Annotated in this window: 20 protein-coding genes and 1 riboswitch; of the genes, 7 read left to right on the top strand and 13 right to left on the bottom strand. The window is 34.3% G+C overall.

All coding sequences use genetic code 11. The annotated features are described in order from the left end of the window. Positions 1-164: 164 nt before the first annotated feature. From Q0A18_RS00385 to namA, 4 genes are all read right to left on the bottom strand, one after another. Complete coding sequence (locus Q0A18_RS00385; protein WP_292008183.1) at positions 165-1190, bottom strand: NAD(P)-dependent alcohol dehydrogenase; 1026 nt, start codon at positions 1188-1190, stop codon at positions 165-167. A gap of 203 nt (positions 1191-1393) precedes the next feature. Beyond that, positions 1394-1726 (bottom strand): CCC motif membrane protein, encoded by a 333-nt coding sequence (locus tag Q0A18_RS00380; RefSeq protein WP_292008182.1) that lies wholly within the window; start codon positions 1724-1726, stop codon positions 1394-1396. Positions 1727-1742: 16 nt separating this feature from the next. Further along, on the bottom strand, positions 1743-2024 hold the full coding sequence (locus Q0A18_RS00375) for a DUF2752 domain-containing protein (protein ID WP_292008181.1): 282 nt from the start codon (positions 2022-2024) through the stop codon (positions 1743-1745). Positions 2025-2057: 33 nt separating this feature from the next. Beyond that, complete coding sequence (gene namA / locus Q0A18_RS00370; RefSeq protein WP_292008180.1) at positions 2058-3110, bottom strand: NADPH dehydrogenase NamA; 1053 nt, start codon at positions 3108-3110, stop codon at positions 2058-2060. Positions 3111-3185: 75 nt separating this feature from the next. On the opposite strand from namA, the gene cdd reads away from it, so the two are divergent. The 3 genes from cdd to Q0A18_RS00355 all read left to right on the top strand — a co-directional run bounded on the left by cdd (position 3186) and on the right by Q0A18_RS00355 (position 6928). Next, positions 3186-3698 carry a cytidine deaminase gene (cdd, locus tag Q0A18_RS00365; RefSeq protein WP_363315931.1) on the top strand — a complete coding sequence of 171 codons (513 nt, stop codon included), beginning with the start codon at positions 3186-3188 and terminating at the stop codon, positions 3696-3698. Between the two features lie 137 nt (positions 3699-3835). Then, positions 3836-4014, top strand: a riboswitch (cobalamin riboswitch). A 31-nt stretch (positions 4015-4045) separates the two neighbouring features. After that, the gene (locus Q0A18_RS00360) at positions 4046-5878 is read left to right on the top strand and encodes a TonB-dependent receptor (protein ID WP_292008178.1); all 1833 of its coding nucleotides are present in this window, start codon (positions 4046-4048) and stop codon (positions 5876-5878) included. 6 nt (positions 5879-5884) lie between these two features. Beyond that, positions 5885-6928 (top strand): DUF5074 domain-containing protein, encoded by a 1044-nt coding sequence (locus tag Q0A18_RS00355; RefSeq protein WP_292008177.1) that lies wholly within the window; start codon positions 5885-5887, stop codon positions 6926-6928. A gap of 92 nt (positions 6929-7020) precedes the next feature. On the opposite strand, the gene Q0A18_RS00350 is transcribed toward Q0A18_RS00355, so the two are convergent. The 9 genes from Q0A18_RS00350 to Q0A18_RS00310 all read right to left on the bottom strand — a co-directional run bounded on the left by Q0A18_RS00350 (position 7021) and on the right by Q0A18_RS00310 (position 13895). Next, a complete protein-coding gene (locus tag Q0A18_RS00350; RefSeq protein WP_292008176.1) occupies positions 7021-8439 on the bottom strand; it encodes an HD domain-containing protein in 1419 nt (472 codons plus the stop codon). A gap of 117 nt (positions 8440-8556) precedes the next feature. Further along, positions 8557-9105 carry an L-threonylcarbamoyladenylate synthase gene (locus tag Q0A18_RS00345; protein WP_292008175.1) on the bottom strand — a complete coding sequence of 183 codons (549 nt, stop codon included), beginning with the start codon at positions 9103-9105 and terminating at the stop codon, positions 8557-8559. A 175-nt stretch (positions 9106-9280) separates the two neighbouring features. Continuing rightward, entirely contained in the window at positions 9281-9709 is a 429-nt protein-coding gene (gene tnpA / locus Q0A18_RS00340) for an IS200/IS605 family transposase (RefSeq protein ID WP_292008174.1), read from the bottom strand. A gap of 133 nt (positions 9710-9842) precedes the next feature. Continuing rightward, complete coding sequence (locus Q0A18_RS00335) at positions 9843-10307, bottom strand: DinB family protein (protein ID WP_292008173.1); 465 nt, start codon at positions 10305-10307, stop codon at positions 9843-9845. A 59-nt stretch (positions 10308-10366) separates the two neighbouring features. Beyond that, a complete protein-coding gene (locus Q0A18_RS00330; protein WP_292008172.1) occupies positions 10367-10819 on the bottom strand; it encodes a GNAT family N-acetyltransferase in 453 nt (150 codons plus the stop codon). A gap of 257 nt (positions 10820-11076) precedes the next feature. Further along, positions 11077-11286, bottom strand: coding sequence for a hypothetical protein (locus Q0A18_RS00325; RefSeq protein WP_292008171.1), 210 nt, complete (start codon positions 11284-11286; stop codon positions 11077-11079). Positions 11287-11318: 32 nt separating this feature from the next. Beyond that, complete coding sequence (locus tag Q0A18_RS00320) at positions 11319-12458, bottom strand: cystathionine gamma-synthase (protein ID WP_292008170.1); 1140 nt, start codon at positions 12456-12458, stop codon at positions 11319-11321. Positions 12459-12560: 102 nt separating this feature from the next. Next, positions 12561-12887, bottom strand: a complete 327-nt coding sequence (gldC, locus tag Q0A18_RS00315) for a gliding motility protein GldC (RefSeq protein WP_292008169.1) — start codon at positions 12885-12887, stop codon at positions 12561-12563. A 24-nt stretch (positions 12888-12911) separates the two neighbouring features. Beyond that, complete coding sequence (locus Q0A18_RS00310; protein WP_292008168.1) at positions 12912-13895, bottom strand: gliding motility protein GldB; 984 nt, start codon at positions 13893-13895, stop codon at positions 12912-12914. A 51-nt stretch (positions 13896-13946) separates the two neighbouring features. Here Q0A18_RS00310 and Q0A18_RS00305 point away from each other — a divergent pair, with 51 nt between their 5' ends. The 4 genes from Q0A18_RS00305 (at position 13947) to Q0A18_RS00290 (ending at position 16392) form a co-directional block, all read left to right on the top strand. Then, the gene (locus Q0A18_RS00305; RefSeq protein ID WP_292008167.1) at positions 13947-14579 is read left to right on the top strand and encodes a leucine-rich repeat domain-containing protein; all 633 of its coding nucleotides are present in this window, start codon (positions 13947-13949) and stop codon (positions 14577-14579) included. Positions 14580-14738: 159 nt separating this feature from the next. Then, positions 14739-15533 (top strand): NAD(+) synthase, encoded by a 795-nt coding sequence (gene nadE / locus Q0A18_RS00300; RefSeq protein ID WP_292008166.1) that lies wholly within the window; start codon positions 14739-14741, stop codon positions 15531-15533. A gap of 12 nt (positions 15534-15545) precedes the next feature. Further along, the gene (locus tag Q0A18_RS00295) at positions 15546-16028 is read left to right on the top strand and encodes a ribonuclease domain-containing protein (protein ID WP_292008165.1); all 483 of its coding nucleotides are present in this window, start codon (positions 15546-15548) and stop codon (positions 16026-16028) included. A 76-nt stretch (positions 16029-16104) separates the two neighbouring features. Then, positions 16105-16392, top strand: a complete 288-nt coding sequence (locus tag Q0A18_RS00290) for a barstar family protein (RefSeq protein WP_292008164.1) — start codon at positions 16105-16107, stop codon at positions 16390-16392. The last annotated feature ends 117 nt before the right edge of the window (positions 16393-16509 follow it).

The raw sequence follows: 16509 nt of genomic DNA, 5'->3' as shown, positions 1-16509 counted from the left end.
TATAATAGCAAATATATAGACCTAATTTTAATTTTTAAAATTTTTACACCCCAATTTCATATTTTGTAGTAATTCTACGATCGGGAATATAAAAGCCTATAAGAAAGTCTTTTACTTTTAAAAAATAAAAGACTTTCTGCTATAAAACATATTGAAAAATAGGCTTACGGAATGAGAACCGCACGTCCTTTGATTTTTCCTTCTCTGAGTTTATCATATACAGCCGGAGCTTCATCCAGTTTGTATCTTTCAATCTCAATATGAATTTTTTTCTGCCTTGCCAGTCCTACCACTTCCATAAGTTCCACTCGGGAACCCCAGTAAGGATTAGTCATTCTAACTCCAAACGGCAGCCCCATCATATTATATTGATAAATTCCCCCACCTAGTCCCACAATGGTAAGATCTCCATCAAGGCTGACTACTTTAGAGCCTAAATCTATAGTAGACGAAGCTCCAACAAAATCTATGACTACTTTTGCTTTTTTAATTCCTGTAATCTTTTGAATCTGTTCAGCTGCATCTGCATCTTTTGAGTTAAGGGTATAAGCCGCTCCCAATTCTTTAGCAAAAGCTAATTTCTCAGGGGTAACATCACATGCAATAATGGTAGCTCCACTTATTTCTCTCAGGATCTGTAAGGCAACATGTCCTAAACCACCGACTCCGATAACCACTACAAATTCATCTGACATTAATTTATCCATCGAACGTTTAATCGCTGAATAAGGAGTTAATGCTGCATCCGTAAGAGGTGCTGCAATTACCGGATCCAAATCATAAATGGGAACTAATAAACGGGACGAGGGAACCAACATATATTCTGCCATACCTCCATTCAACCCTAAACCACCACCAAAAGCCATTTCAGACTGATGATCACAATAATTTTCTTTAGATTGCTGGCAAGGTTTACAATGCCCACATCCCCATGGCCCATAAACTAAGACAGCATCACCTTTTTTGTACCCTTTAACGTCCGGACCCACTTCTTCTATCCATCCTGCATTTTCATGACCTAAAGTAAACACAGTTCCCGTGATTGTTCCTTCATCAATAACATGTAAATCCGAGTGACAGACTCCCGCTCCTCCGATTTTCAACAGGACTTCTTCTCCTGTAGGTTTTGGTATTTCCATATCATTCACAACACGGACATCCTTGTGCCCAAAATAACGTACTGCTTTCATATAATTAATTATTTATATATTATGTTAAATTAAATTTACAAATAAAATCTGAAGCTATTGGCGTGTTTAAAGAGAATATATAATGAGTACACTTAATTTTTTAATTCACATTGATCTATGTTAAGATTAGATAGTAAGTAGGTCATTGATAAATAAGCATAAAAAAAGGCCGCTCGTAAGCGGCCTTTTATCTGAATAAATTATTACTGTCCTGATAAATCTCTGATTCTTTCCTGCATCAGCTGAGGATCGGAAAGGGCATCAATTCCTATAGTTGCAATAATTACCACTGAGTATATTAGATACAGTACACTTAGAACTAATCCAATAATACATAATATTCTTCCCGTATTCAGATTACTGTAATCTGAATATAGTTCAGGATTCATTTGATACAATGCATTGTCCTTTTTGTAAAGAACTAATCCAATGATACCGGTAATAATACCTACTACCCCATAACAACAACATCCTACAATTGAAGCAATTCCTAGAACAAGTACCGCCGTAGCGTTGGGTAATTTTTGTTGATTCATAGCTATATTTTTGTGTTTAAAAAAAATGTTTGTAAAAATAAGCAATTACCATTATAAATGAATTAATAATTGCAAGAAAAACCAATATATTTCCATAATTTCTTTTCCGGTCAACAAAATTCAATCCAACGGTAAATAAAAAAAGTAATAATGTGTATACTGCAGGAAACATATGGAATGCTTCTGAAAATTTCCCTTCAAACACCATAACAATGGCCCGCTGTGCTCCACAGCCAAAACATTCCATTCCCAGGAACTTTTTGCTAGGGCATGGCAACATGAATTCTTCAATTTTCATAATCAATTTTCCTCAGTTTTTAAGTTTCCAAAATTAAGAAGAAATTTTCGCTCTCAGATATTGATTAGGAAAAAAACAGTTTTCTTTCGTTTCAAAAGAGCCTTGCACTGCCAGATAAGGATTTCTAAGAATTTCTCTGGCTACAAAAATAAGATCCGCTTTTTCTTCTTTTATAATTTCTTCCGCCTGTTCCAATCGGGTAATTAACCCCACAGCTCCTGTTTTCACTCCGGCCTTATTTTTCACTTCTTCAGCAAAAGGCACTTGATATCCATCGAAAACCGGAATCTTAGCACCATGGATATTCCCTCCACTAGAGACATCTACTAAATTTACAGAATGATTTTTCAATATCTTAGCCAGCTCAACACTATCATTAATATCCCAGCCGTTCTCAGCATATTCAGTTCCGGAAATTCTTACAAATAATGCTACATTTTCATTAAGCTCTTCATTAACGGCATCCACTACCTCAAGTAAAAAACGAGCTCTGTTTTCAAAGCTACCACCATATTCATCAGTTCGTATATTGGAAAGCGGAGATAAAAACTGATGTATTAAATACCCGTGTGCCCCATGAATTTCAATCACGTCAAACCCTGCTTTTACGGCTCTTCTTGCTGCATCTTTAAAATTTTGAACCAAGTCTTTAATTTCACCAATAGTCAGCTCATGCGGAATCCTTTCTCCTTCTTTAAAGGGAACCGGACTTGGACCAATGGTTTCCCATCCTTCTTCAAGAGAAATTTGAACATTATTCCATGTAGACCCTTTACGTCCTGCATGAGAAAGCTGAATTCCTATCTTACTATCGGAATTCCGATGAACAAAATCAACAATTTTTTTCAAATGGTCTGCCTGATCATCATTCCATATTCCCATACATTTATTAGTGATTCTTCCTCTTGGCTCCACACCTGTAGCTTCTACTATAAGTAATCCTGTTCCTCCTTGTGCCCGACTTCCGTAATGAACAAAATGAAAATCATTGGCTACGCCATTTTCGCAAGAATACATACACATAGGGGACATTACCCATCTGTTTTTCAGTTCTACATTTCTGAATTTAATAGGAGTATATAACATATTGAAATTAATTTGTTTTAAATTTACAAAATAAGGTGTATAAATTATCATTGCTCATCTAATGAAAAAGAACTAATTTTACGTCCCTTTTTACATTACTATTTTATGAAAAAAGATTTTCAGATTAATTATGAGTATTTCAGGAATGCCGATGAGCTTAATGATATAGAGAAGAAGCTTCTTGAAAAAGCCAAACAGGCACGGGAAAATGCTTATTCACCTTACTCCCAATTCTCAGTAGGCTGTGCTGTTTTATTGGAAAACGGAGAAATTTTTTCCGGAAATAATCAGGAAAATGCAGCATTTCCCTCCGGGCTTTGCGCTGAAAGAACGGCTTTATTCTGGATTTCAGCTAATTTTCCCCATGAGAAAATAAAAAAAATTTTTGTGGTAGGTGGTCCCAAAGAGTTTTCAGAAAACAATCCGCCAATTCCGCCCTGCGGAGCCTGCAGACAAAGCTTGTTGGAATATGAAATCAAGCAAAACGAAAATATAGATCTTTATTTTTCCAATATGAATAACGAGGTGGTAAAGGTAGAGTCTATCAAAGAGCTTCTTCCTTTCTATTTTGATTCTACTTTCCTATAAGAGTTCTTTTTATTTTCTAAAACATTTGACATACATATTAAAAAACTTATTATAAAAATATTTATAAATAAGCAATCATAAAAGTGTATGCTCAGATTATTTATCAGCAATAAAATTGTTGATTCCTTTTAAAAGATTATATTTGCAGAAGTTTTGGTTTTCAAGAAATTGAAATTAAAAGGGAATCAGGTGAAATACCTGAACTGTCCCCGCAACTGTAAATCGCACCATAAAGTTCTACAATTAACCACTGTGTAATAACGGGAAGGGGTAGGATGCGAAAGTCAGGAGACCTGCCAGACACCAAAAGTTAACCATTCTTGCTTTCGGAGGAAAAGTAAATAGTTATGAATATAAAAAGGACTTTATTACTTCTTTTATCATCAGCCCCCTCTTTTCTGTTTTTTGGACAGGAGAAAACCATTGATACGGTATACCTCTTTGACAACCAAATGAAAAGAGTAAAACTTTTTCACAATATTACTACAATTACTCCTCAGGATGTAGAAAAAAACTCTAATAATCTTTCTGAACTTTTACGCTTTCAATCAGCAGTTTATATTAAAGAAAACGGACGTGGAGCAGTTTCCTCACCATCATTCCGTGGAACTACTGCCAACCATACCGCTTTTGTATGGAATGGAATTAATATCAACTCTATTTTCTTAGGTCAGGGCGATATTAACAATATTCCATTGTTCGGTTATGATCAAATTGATATAAAGTCCGGAGGAGGAAGTGTCATTTACGGGAGTTCAGCTATTGGAGGAAGTATTCATTTAAATAATGACCTTAATTTCAACAGAGGTTTTGGTACTTCCTTATATTCGGAATATGCTTCTTTTGATACGTATAATAATTTTGCCAAACTTTCCTTTAGTAATGATAAACTGAGCATTAAAGCTTCCGGTGGGCATTCAATCAGCCGAAATGATTATAAAGTAGAGGAAGAAAGTAATTACATCAACCGAAACGGGCAATACAACAACACGACTTTTAATCTTGGAGTATCTTATAAAATAGCACCTCATCAGACTATTTCATGGCAAAGCCAGTTCTATGACTCTGCTCAGCACTACCCTATTTTTACGGAAAACGGGAATAAAACAAAATATGAAACCCAAAGCACAAGAAGCTTAATTTCATGGGATATTAATACACAAAAACTTTCCAACAGTTTTAAAGCAGCCTATACTGAAGATAATTTCCAGTATTTTGGAGTTTATCATGCTCCTAAAACCAGTGGCGGTACAGGCAAAAATTACATACTCAAAAATGATTTCAATTATTTTATCCTTCCTAAGCTGAATTTCAACCTCATCACTGAGTTTCAGGTTAACAAAGGAGAAGGATATGAAAGCGGAATCAGCAGTATCAGCCGTAATATTGGAGGACTGGCCGGATTAATAAGATATTTTGCCAGTGACGATCTCCGTTTTGAAGCCGGTATAAAAAAGGATTTTGTGGAAGATATCAGCTCACCTGTCCTGTTTTCTTTTTCAGGAAAGTGGAATACTTCAAAATGGTATCAGCTGGGAATTAACCTTTCAAGGAACTTCAGGTACCCTACGTTCAATGAACTGTACTGGCAGCCGGGAGGTAATTTAGATTTAAAATCAGAGACTTCAATCCAGGCAGACATGGATCATGAATTCCGGTTGGGGAAATTCAGACTTAACTTAAGTCCGTATTATATGAATATTTCTGATTACATCAGCTGGATTCCCACTCCTTATGGATATTGGGCTCCTTTTAATACGCATAAGGTTGAATCTTACGGTTTGGAATCCCAATTGAATTTTGATCAGAAAATCAATAACCATCTTTTTAAATTGAATATAGGATATACATATTCCAAATCTATTAATAAGGAAACGGATAAACAGATGATGTATGTTCCTTTACATAAGGTTTTTGGAAATATTGATTATCAATACCGTTTCTTAAGATTATATGTGCAGGGAATGTACAACGGGCTTACCTACACCACGAGCGACGAAAAAAGAAGTGACGCATTGGATCCTTATTTCGTCCTGAATGCCGGAGTATATGCTACTATTCTGAAGAATTACACAATAGGATTTAAAGTGAACAATATTACGGATACTATTTACAAAACCGTAGCCTATTACCCTTTACCCAAAAGAAATTACAGTATTTCAGCAACAATTAATTTTTAAAATATTATGAAAATAACTCGACTACTAACACTACTTTTTGCGTTTACACTGGTTTTCAATATTTCATGTAGTAATGATGATGACGATAATACTTTGGCTCCTGTTACCTATGAAAATGGTTTTTTCGTAACTAATGAAGGAAATTTTGGAACCCCGAATGCAGAAGTAACATTTATTAGTAAAGATTTAAGCTTTAAGCAAGACAATATATTTTCGAGCAATAATAACAATTCAAATCTTGGAGATGTACTGCAAACCATTACTTTCAGTGGTGACAATGCTTATCTTTTATTAAACAATTCCAATAAAGTGGAAGTTGTAAACCGATATACATTTAAAAAAACAGGAGAAATTACAGATCAGATCAATCAGCCTCGTTATATGGCAGCAGCCAATAATTACATTTATGTATCAAATGATCAGTATGGTGGTGACAAATATGTAAGTGTTTATAAAACTTCTGACTTTTCCTTTGTGAAAAAAATCACTTTTACAGATACTGTAGAAAAAGTGGTGGAAGCAGGCGGTAATATTTTCGTACAAAATGCTTCTTATGGCTATGGAAATACGATTACAAGCATCAATACAGGTACCAATGAGATACAATCTGTAATCACTTTACCTGCCGGAAATATTAATTCAACAATTTCCAGCAATTCTATGGTCTATACTATTGCATCTGGAGCTACAGATTCTTATATTTACCAAATCTCCAGTACAGGAAATATTATAAAAACTACAACATTGACGGGAATTTCAAACGCCACTAATCTTCAGGTTTCGAACGGTAAATTTTATTTCAGTTCAGGAAACGAAGTATACAGTATGGATATAAATTCTACAACAGTTCCTACAGCTCCGTTATTTACTGCTGTTGATGGCGGACAATATTATACATTGTACGGATTTAATGTTATCGATGATAAAATCTTCACTTCGGATGTGAAAAACTTCACCCAGGACAGTGAAATTACAGTATATTCAACAACAGGATCCAAGATCAAAACTTTTACTGCAGGTAAAGGTTCAAACGGATTCTATTTAAATTAATAAGATGATTATATTAATCTCAATATAATTTTCTACTTTTTATATCATTTGTGTTTTTTACCGGACTGTTTAATAGCAGCCCGGTATTTTGTTTATAGGAAAAGCCCTAGCTTTTCAGCTTCAGCAATTACAAACTTTCTTGCTTCTTCTTTATCATTTGGAATATCTCCCTCCAGAATGGCTTCTTTTACTTTTTCTTTTAAAATCCCTATTTCTCTTCCTGGTTTCAGGCTAAACATTTCCATAATCTCTTCCCCGGAAATAGGCGGCTGAAAGTTTCTGACATGATCTTTTTCCTCAACCTCCTTTATTTTTACTGCTACATATTCAAAGTTTCTTTTAAACTTATCCTGCTTTTTCGTATTTTTAGTAGTGATATCCGCTTTGCAAAGGGTAAACAGATCTTCCAGATCCTTTCCTGCATCAAATAATAATCTTCTCAACGCTGAGTCTGAAGCATCGTCCGTAATAAGAGCAATAGGCCGTGAGGAAAGCTTTACCATCTTCTGCACATATTTCAGATCATTTCCCAATGGCAGTTTCAATCGCTGAAAAAGCATCTTAACCATTTTAGATCCTAAAAATTCATGCCCATGAAAAGTCCATCCTGTACCCTCCACAAACTTCTTTGTGGGAGCTTTACCTACATCATGAAGCAATGCTGACCAACGAAGCCAAAGATTATCTGTATTTTCAGAGATATTATCCACCACTTCCAAAGTATGGTAAAAGTTATCTTTATGCGTCTGCCCCTCTACTTCTTCTATTCCCTTTAATTCTACCAATTCAGGGATTATCAGTTTTAAAAGCCCCGTTCTTTCCATTAATCTCAATCCTATCGACGGCTTTTCCGAAAGCATGATTTTATTGAATTCAACCATGATTCTCTCCATGGAAACAATTTTAATTCTTTCAGCTTCTTTTTTAATAGCATCTAATGAATCTTCTTCTATGGTAAACTGTAAGGTAGAAGCAAAACGAATCGCTCTCATCATCCTCAACGGATCATCAGAGTAAGTCCGGGCAGGCTCTAAAGGTGTTCTTAAAATTCCTTTTTCAAGGTCTTCAATCCCGTTAAAAGGATCCATCAATTCTCCAAAGTTTTCTTTATTTAAAGAAATCGCCATTGCATTGATCGTAAAATCCCTCCTCTTCTGGTCATCTTCTAAAGTTCCTCCTTCTACTTCCGGCTTTCTGCTGTTTTCTGTATAACTTTCCTTTCTTGCTCCTACAAACTCCAACTCCAGATCTTTATATTTAATCATCGCCGTTCCATAGGTTTTGAAAACCGACACTTTCAGTTTTGGATCAATTTCAGCAGCAACATTTTGAGCAAGCTCAATTCCACTTTGCTCAGTAACAAAATCAATATCCGTAGAAGCTTTTCTGTTCATCAGCAAATCCCGGACATATCCTCCTACGATATATACAGTCTGATTATGAGCAGCAGCCACTTCAGAAATTATTTTAAAAAGTTTTAAGTTTTTATTTTGATTAAGATTAATAAGCATCAGGTTTATTATTTAAGGTAAAACCATTAAGAGGTTAAGGTCACCAAGCTTTAGAACTCAATATTCTTAACACCTTAATGGTTCAATGATTTTGCAAAGATAATTAAATCTTATTTTCTATTCTCTAAGCACCTTTATTCTGTTATCATTCCAGATTTTAATCACTGAAGACCCGGAATATTTTGAAACTTTTTCTCTGTCCTCTTCTACAGCATAATCTACAAGATCAATAATTTCTGGAGAAATGTCTGAAAACTTCATCGGACTTTTATCTCCACTAAAATTAGCTGATGTAGAAACAAGAGGTTTATTTAATTTTGTAATAAGTTTTTTACAAAAATCATTTTTCACCAACCGGATACCGATACTTCCGTCTACCGCCAGAAGTTCTTTTGGAAGCCCTCGGGGATTTTCATAAACGATAGTTACCGGCTTCTCGCTTAAGTCAATGATTTCCCAAGCCATTTCAGGTACGTCTACCAGATCCTGCAGTCTCTTTTCCGATTCTACCAGAATAATCATTGATTTATTTTTCTCCCTTTTCTTGATCTCAAAAATTTTATTGACCGCCTCCACATTGGTAGCATCACAGCCTATTCCCCAAATAGTATCAGTGGGATACAGAATCGTTCCACCGGACTTTAAGATTTCTATTATTTTTTCCATTTTAATAATAATTTCAATTAAACAATTCTTTGTTAAAAGTGTTTAAAAATTCAATTGTCTAATGAGCTGTAAATTTACAAATCTTCTGTAAAAAATGATAATACATTGAATGAATAGGAATGGGCTTTAGCCCATTTTAATATGAAAAAAAATCCTAGTTGGCTTTAGCCTAAAGCTATACTTTAAATCCATATTTATCCATAAACTCCTGATATTCTTCCATAAATATTTTCTTTTGATGATGCATTTCCTGATTTTTAATATAATTTCTTACCAAATCAATTTTCGATTCTGAAACAGAAACAGCAAGATATTCAGCCTGCCAGGCAAATTTTTCGGGGGTTAACTGATTTTTATTAATCCAGTGAGAAGATTCTCCTTTTAATAGTTGTACTACCTTTTCTATATTTTGATGAGAACTTAGAGATACTAAGCAATGACAATGATCCGAATACCCATTAACCATGTCTAAGTGAATTCCTTTTTGGAAGGCATTTTCTTTGATATGCTTCCATACTTTCACCCTTAGATTGGGAGTATTGAAGTAGGAAACCCTGTTTTTTGTTGAAAAAACAATATGAATATAAATTTTGATAAAAGGCATTTGTGTTGTTTTCTTAAAAATAGGAATTCTTTTTTAAGTTTTGGCTAAAGCCCATATTGATTGATATTCAAATAAAAAACGGGCTAAAGCCCGTTTCTATTAATAATATTTTTTAAAAAATTTCTTGTTCCTCTTATAAACTGGACAAATACCTTTCCTCAATTATATGAAGATGGTGATAATTGTGTCCTATAATTAATTTACCCAAAGTTTCTACAGAAATTTCATTTCCGTTTGCGTTTCCTTTATTATCGAAAACACTGCTACTCATTGTTTCAAAAGTAAGCTCGGATAGTTTTCTGATCAGTTGATATTCTTCTATTAAAGACTCCAGAGTTCTTTCATTGGCATGAGAACTTTCAGCATATTCATTTTCATCGAAACCAGGCAACTGTGCCTTTTCTCCCCTTGCAAAAGCTAAAGCTCTGTATTGAAAGATTCTCTCTGTATCTGATAAATGAAGCAATACTTCTTTTAAAGTCCATTTTCCCTCCTCATAAGCATAATGAGACTGGTCTTCTGTAAGGTTTTTATAAATTTCAACTGTTTTTTCACCGGAATTTTTCATTTCCTCCATCCAGTTACCTGATGGTATCATATCTAAATACCTTTGAATATATTTTTCAAAATAAGTCATGATTAAGATGATTTTTTAGTTTATAATTCGGAGTTGGTCCATTCATAAAAATTGACTTCATCATAAATTTCAAATCCACAGGCCGGGTACAATTGATTTCCAATATCATTCGTTTTACTTGTTTCCAATAAAATTCCGGCAGCTTTTGATGATTTACACAGCTCTTTAGCCTCTTCAATTAATTCTTTTGAATATCCTTTGCCTCTGTAGTTTTCATTAATATATAGGTCATTTAACAGCCAGTAACGGCTCATTCTTGTAGAGGAAAACAGAGGATATAACTGAACAAATCCTACCAGTTTATCATCTTGTATAGCTACAAATATTTCTGCATCTTTATTTTCAATTCTCTCCTTCAAAAACCTTTCGGCTCCTTTCTCATCAGACTCTTTATGATAAAAAATTCTGTATTGATCAAATAATTGTGCTAATTGTGCCAAATCCTGAATGGCAGCTTTTCTTGTGTTTTTCATATTAATTTTAATAATGGTCATAGTTTAGAACCCTTTTCATTTTCCATTGTTCATGATCAGAAATCCATAAAATAACGAATTTCGCACGGCTTCCTTTATTCTACTTTCCTTTAAAGTATTCAAAAAATTCATGCTCACCTTCCTGTATAAAAGCATATAAAATATTATTGTTATACAGAGGAGAAACTTTCATGGTACCGGGAGCAAGTTCACGTTTTATGGTATTGGGAGCTCTGCAAATATTACTTTAATAGATGCTATAAAAGCTTCCTTTCCATCAGTAATTCATCTCCTTTATCGTGATAGAATTCAAGATCATTACTGATGATTGAATCATAATGAGAAAGATTACACTGATTATATCCTTCCTTGAATATCAAGCTATCCAGTTTTTGAGCTGTTTTATATAATTCATCGGTATTTTTTACCTGAGAATATAAATTCTGACTAAAAAACTGAGAAGACATACCATCACAATCTTTCTCATTATATGTATATTTTAGGAAAATGCTTTTTCCAAGTCAGCAATAAGATCCTCCGCATCTTCAATACCTACGCTTAAACGGATCAAATCATCTGTAATCCCCAGTTCTGCTCTTTTTTCAGCAGGAATAGAAGCATGCGTCATTAAAGCAGGGTGATTAGCTAAAGATTCAACACCTCCTAAAGATTCTGCCAAAGTGAAAACTTTTACTTTTTCTAAAAATTTTATGGCATCTTCTTTTTTTCCTGATTTAAATGTGAAAGAAACCATTCCTCCGGACTCCCTCATTTGAGATTGAGCCAACGCATATTGAGGGTGTGATTCCAATCCCGGATAAATTACTTTATCCACAGCAGGATGCTGCTCTAAATATTTAGCTACTGCCAGTCCATTATCTGAATGTCTCTGCATTCTCAATGCCAATGTTTTAATTCCTCTCAATACCAGATAAGAATCATGAGGTCCTAAAATCCCTCCACTGGCAAACTGAATGAAGTGTAGCTTTTCTCCCAACTCAGCATCTTTTGCTATCAATGCTCCGGCAATCACATCTGAATGTCCTCCCAAATATTTTGTTGCAGAATGCATTACAATATCTGCCCCTAGATCCAGTGGTCTCTGAATATAAGGGGTTGCGAATGTATTATCTACCGCTACCAAAATATCTTTTCCTTTTGCAATTTCTACAACAGCTTTAATATTTACCAGTTTCATCAAAGGATTGGTAGGTGTTTCTACCCAGATCAATTTTGTTTTATCCGTAATTACGTCAGCAATTTTTGAAACATCATCAAAATTAACGAAAGTAAATTTCAACTGATATTTTTCAAAAAGCCTGGTAAACATTCTGTATGTCCCTCCATATAAGTCATCTACAGCAACCACTTCATCACCGGGATTTAATAATTTCAAAACACAGTCAATTGCTGCTAATCCGGAACCGAAAGCCAAACCTCTGGCTCCGTTTTCAATACTGGCTAAAGAATCTTCCAATGCCTGTCTCGTTGGGTTAGCTGCTCTTGAATATTCATATCCCGAATGAACTCCGGGACTTTTTTGTGCAAATGTAGAGGTCAAAAATACAGGCACATTTACAGAACCTGTTGCAGACTCATGATGCTGCCCTCCATGTATAACTTTTGTATTAAAATTCATAACTTATATAATTTATCAGTGTAACAATATATCAATTTAACAGTTTACCAATGATAATGAATTATACCACTAGATTGTTTGTTTGACAGCTACTTATTTTATTTACATTTTAATGGCTGATTTAATGGCAAACTCTTCTGCCATCTGCTCCATCCACTGTGCTACATCTTCTTCTCCGGTTGCTCTCTGGTAAGTATTTCCTAATGAAACTAAAATCTGATGAATAAACATTTTCATCTGATCCACAGGCATTTCCTTAGTCCAAAGATCAATCCTTAAAGCTTCCATAGCTTTATCATCCCAAACCGAAATCATAGTCGCTTTTGTCTCTTCTTTCTCGATCCCGCCATCCTGGGCATTCCAACTGATGGTTTCAGGAATATGATTTTCGTCTAATTCTACATCTATTGTTATCTGGGTCTTTCTCATTTTCTATTTTTTCTAATTGTTTTATTATTTCACTTTGGGTTTATATCCTGATTGATTAAATATTGTAGTACCATCTATTTTAAGAAAGTCTACCAGTTTTGTTTCTGGTTTTTGATTAAAATAAGCTTTACATATCTGCCAACCCGTAAAAATACCGATCTGCGGTGAAGAATCATTATCGATTTCCGTATAAAATTTGGAAAAAGGAGCCGGCGCCATAAAGCGCTCGATCAGTCTGGCATCATCACTGAAAATTAAATTATTCTCCACAAAATAATTCCAGATATTGGCTTCATTAGCTACCGCCCATTCATACTGCTTTTGTGTATAGTTCATTTTCAGATAGTCGGGTGTATCCGGTAAAAAAGCATCCTGAAGTATCATCATTTTCCCGTTCAGAATAAGCTGATCAATAAATTTCTGATGATCCGGAGATTCCGTTACAATATTTTCAGCAAAGATCCGTGAAACTTTAGGAACGATATTCTGAGGGTTCATCGATTTCTGAAAATATAGTTCCAGTCCTTTATAATTAGGATTATTTTCTCCCATAAATCCCGTTACATCTATAAACAGCTGATTTCCTTTGGCATCATAAAATACAGGATCCTGTGCCATCTGTAATGCAGATGAAAAAAGAAATACTTTAGGACTTTTAAACTGAGGAAAATAATATTTTATATGAGAGAACAAATCCTGCAGTTCTTTCTGAAGTTTCTGTTCATCTATCTTCGAAATTGCTTCTTTATATACTTTTATTTCTTCTGCATCTCCCCTTCTTTTAACAAAGTCTTCATCACTTACTGTTCCCTGAAACCAAGGAAACTGAGCTTTAAACTGATCTAAAGACACCTCAGGATCATAAAATTCTTTAGAAATATCAGTTACTTCTACCTTTTCTGCAGGTTCCTTCACTTCTACTTTCCATTGATCCTTAGACTGGTCTTTACAGGAATTCAAACTTAAAACTAAAAGGGAAGAAAGCGCAACAATTCTGAAAATCTTCATTATTTTTACACAAATTTTGATTCACAAAAATAAGGATTATAATACAATCTGATGAGGAAAAAGAAAATATTTGCGACAGTCTCAATCTTCTTTTCACTGGCGTTTTTAAGTGGCCAGAAACTCAGTTTCAAGGACAAAAACTTTGAAAAAGCAGTGATAGAAAATTATGATACGGATAAAAATGGCTTTATTGATAAAAATGAGGCTCAGACTGTTTCACAATTATTTTTAGTTAAAAAAGGAATTTCCTCAGCAGAGGATTTAATCTTTTTTCCTAATGTAAAAATAATCCTTCTGGATGAAAATTCCATTCGGAATTTATCATTAAAAAACATGGATCAATTGGAGCTATTTTCTTGTACACAATGCAAAATTTCCGTATTCAAAGGAGAAAATCTAAAAAACTTAACATCTTTATACCTTGATCAAAATATTTTGGATAACATTCACTTAAAAGACATTCCTAAAATTGATCAGCTGACTTTATCTTTAAATCGATTAAGGAATATTGATTTAAGTGCATTAAAAAATTTAAGAAGACTGAATTTGGAACACAATCAAATTCAAAGTCTGGATATTTCCGGAAATACCAATTTACAAACCCTGAATCTCGGAGGAAACAAAATAAAGGATTCTAACATTCAAAAAGGGTTTGCCAATGTAATAATCTTTGGTACAGAATAATAAATTTACAATTCAGACTATAATTTTTCAGATAAAAAAGAAATTCCGGTTAAAAACCTAAGAAATAAAAATTTAAAACTAGTATTTTTGATTTTTCTTTTCAATGGAAGCTTTTGAAAGGAACACACAGAAAAATTTAGAATCGAAAAAGAATAAAGAATGCAGACACAGAAAATAATTGATCATATTGTAGGCTGGCTAAAGGACTATGCAACAAAAGCAGGCGTAAAAGGATATATAATCGGAGTTTCCGGAGGTGTAGATTCAGGAGTGGTTTCTACACTATGTGCCATGACCGGAATGGAAGTATTGCTTCTTGAAATGCCTATCCGCCAGAAACCCGATCAGGTTAACAGAGCCCAGGAACATATAGACGATCTCAAAAAAAAATTTCCTAATGTACAGGGAAAAACAATTGATCTCACTTCTGTTTTTGAAACATTTGAAAATGTTATAGAAGATCATATCGAAGGAAGACCAAATAATAATCTGGCCTTAGCCAACACCAGATCCCGTTTCAGAATGTCGACCCTCTATTATTTCGGTCAGCTCCACGGGCTTTTGGTTTGCGGTACCGGAAATAAAGTAGAAGATTTCGGGATTGGTTTTTATACAAAATATGGTGATGGTGGTGTAGATGTCTCCCCTATTGCGGATCTTTATAAAACAGAGGTCTATCAAATTGCTAAGGAACTGAATTTAATAGAAAGTATTCAAAAGGCAATTCCCACAGATGGTTTATGGGATGCAGAAAGAACTGATGAAGATCAAATCGGGGCATCTTATCCTGAGCTTGAAAAAATTCAGAAGGAATATGGCCATAAAACAGTAGACGATTATGAGGGTCGTGATAAAGAAGTATATCTCATATTTGACAGAATGCATAAAGCTGCCCAGCATAAGATTAATCCTATTCCGGTTTGTGATATTCCGGAGGAATGGAGAAATGATTAATGAAGAAATGTCATGAACAATAAGGCTAAAATAATTTCTGTTTTTATTGTTGGTACTTTGGTAGGAATACTGGCTTTTTATCTTTTTAATAATTATAGAATTGAAAAGATTAACAATACCGAATATACAACAGACAATAAAAATAAGGAATATCCTTCGGGACTGGTTTCCATAGATCAACTCACTGATGAGAAAAAAGTCATCAGCTATGTAAAACAGCATTACAGACTTCCGGATTATTATGTCACTAAAAATAAAGCAAGACAATCAGGATGGAATGCTTCCAAGGGAAATTTATGTGAGGTTTTACCTGGAAAAGCTATTGGAGGAGATCGATTCAGTAACAGAGAAGGAAACCTCCCTAAAGGAGAAAAATATTTTGAAGCAGATGTAAATTACCATTGTGGTAACAGAAATGCCGACCGTATTGTCTTTACCCAACACGGAGATGTTTATCTGACTAAAAATCATTATAAAAGTTTCGAAAAACAGTAAATAATAGTCCTTACAAGGAATGAAGTGACGAAAATCAATCTCTGGAAGCCACTAAAAATTGGAAATTCAATTAAATATGAAAACAGTATATATAGATTTTGTTGACATAGGAGACTATGAAGACTTTTACACTCAACTCAGGGAGAAAGTTTCTCTGCCAGAGCATTTCGGAGATAATCTGGATGCACTTTATGATGTAATCACAGGAGGTATAGAACTTCCATTCCACCTGGAATTTGTGAATATGAGTGTAGATCAGCTTGAAATCTTTGAGGATCTCCTTACTACACTGGAAGATGCGGAAGAGGAAGCAGAAGGTTTTACTTTCAGCTACTACCTTGAGCAATATGAAGATGAGGAGTAAGGGTAAAGACGAAAGCTTTTTAAATTGAACCGGAATACCATTATTACAAAATAGAAACTATTTCCTATTCAAAAATTAATTAACTTTTTTATCTGGATGAGCAGTTTAGATTAGTAG

The sequence above is a fragment of the Chryseobacterium sp. genome (genome assembly GCF_022712095.1).
Classification (GTDB): domain Bacteria; phylum Bacteroidota; class Bacteroidia; order Flavobacteriales; family Weeksellaceae; genus Chryseobacterium.
This window is presented reverse-complemented; position numbering and strand designations above follow the sequence as displayed.